Annotated in this window: 2 protein-coding genes and 1 pseudogene; all 3 read right to left on the bottom strand. The window is 61.3% G+C overall.

The window, feature by feature from the left end:
* A pseudogene (locus ACWD38_RS30305) lies at positions 1-260 on the bottom strand (RHS repeat domain-containing protein); the annotation flags it as partial.
* 244 nt (positions 261-504) lie between these two features.
* A complete protein-coding gene (locus ACWD38_RS30310) occupies positions 505-906 on the bottom strand; it encodes a hypothetical protein (RefSeq protein ID WP_450125446.1) in 402 nt (133 codons plus the stop codon).
* Positions 903-1,712 (bottom strand): RHS repeat-associated core domain-containing protein (locus ACWD38_RS30315; protein WP_450125447.1); only part of this gene is annotated, 810 nt, incomplete at its 5' end. The genes ACWD38_RS30315 and ACWD38_RS30310, both read right to left, overlap by 4 nt.

The following is a 1,712-nucleotide window of genomic DNA, read 5'->3' on the forward strand; positions in this document are numbered from 1 at the left end:
CCGCCGGGCACCCCGTCGGTGTGGGCCTGTTCGGCGAGGACCACGCCGTCCCAGGTGAAGTCGATCTGCTCCAGGATTCGATCGCCGGGCCCGAGGCGCTGCTTGGCGACGCGGCGGCCCAGCGGGTCGTAGCGGTAGCGCCAGCGGGAACCGTCCGGTGTGAGCACGCCGGTCAGCCGGTCGTCGGCGTCCCAGAAGTAGCGCCAGGTGTCGGGCTTGTGCGACAGCCGCCTGCGCTGGCGCAGGACCATGCGGCCTTGGACACACATTCGTCACGGAACCGCTCAGGAACCGAAGACACTAGCACGCCGCGATTGGGATCTATATCTTCGAATGCAACACGAAGAACTGAAAACAGGGCCGGATATGTGCCCTACAGAACCCGATCGGCACCCCCGGAACATACCGCTTCAACGTGAGACAGCACAGAGCCAGCAGGAGGCTCCACTTCACCCACGCGCCTTTGATTCGACGAAAAACACTCCCCCAAGAGACGATTCGGAACTAATCTTGAGTCAACCTTTTTCGTGCAATCGACCGAATTTCATCCCACTCGTCCTCGGTCAACAATTCAAGAACAGCCCTGGGCGCCTTCCTATTTCGCACGACACGAAGACGAACCGACTCTTCCGAATCCTGCGCCAATCTGGAAAGTATTTCCGCCCCAGCCTTCCTCTTGTCCGCCACTGCAGATCGAACCAAAGGATCAGGATCCAAAGAAAGTGTCGATAGAATCGAAACAGGAACCGTTTTGTTCCTAGCCACCCAGACTCGCATCTCAGGAAATGAATCAATGATCTCGATCCATACGTTCAGCGGAGCATCCTCTTGACCCGCCCTGCGGTACTCCTCAGGTTCGTCGCTGACACGAAGACGAATAAATTCCTCGGGACTTATGATGGTCATTTCAATCCCAGCTCCTTCCAGGGGACGAAAAGACCGGTCGGCCCCTTGTGCTTCCCCTCAATGAAATCACCGTACTCGTCAGCATCAGCCCTCCACGTCAGACCCTTCTTCCCTTCCTCGAACACCTTCCACGCCGATTCCCCGTGCCCCGCGTTATCCTTGGACCACCATAAACCGTCCGATTTGCTCTGGCTGAATGTACCGAACGTGCGGTGCCTAGCTGTTCTTTCAGTTCCCTCTGGCGTGATCTCCCAGTGCCTACGGCACCCTTCTGGAGCAAGCCCGAGCGGGTCGATCCATTCTGTCGGATTGTGCACGTAACTATGCACAGCGACATCCCCGTCGAGCCCGAGCGGGTCCCCACTGCCGTACCGCCCCGTCGCCGGGTCGTAGTGGCGGTGGAAGTTGTAGTTCAGGCCTGTTTCCGGGTCGGCGTACTGGCCCGGGAAGCGCAGTGGCGTGTAGGCGCCGGTGCGGCTGTGGTCGAGGGTGTTGCCCCACAACGTGGTCCGGTGGAACCAGGCCACTCCGCCCTGGTCGTTGATCAGCTCCGATGGGGAGCCGACCAGGTCCGTGACGATCGAGTAGAACTGCTGGTCCACCCACTGCTGGGGCGCGTGGCGCAGGGGCGCGCGTTCGCGCTGGGCCAGCGGGCGGAACGTGCCGGGCTCGTAGTCCCAGACCGTCACGTGCAGGTCGGCGAACTGGAGACCGCCGGGCACCCCGTCGGTGTGGGCCTGTTCGGCGAGGACCACGCCGTCCCAGGTGAAGTCGATCTGCTCCAGGATTCGATCGCCGGGCCCGAG

The organism is Saccharopolyspora sp. NPDC002578, assembly GCF_053592695.1.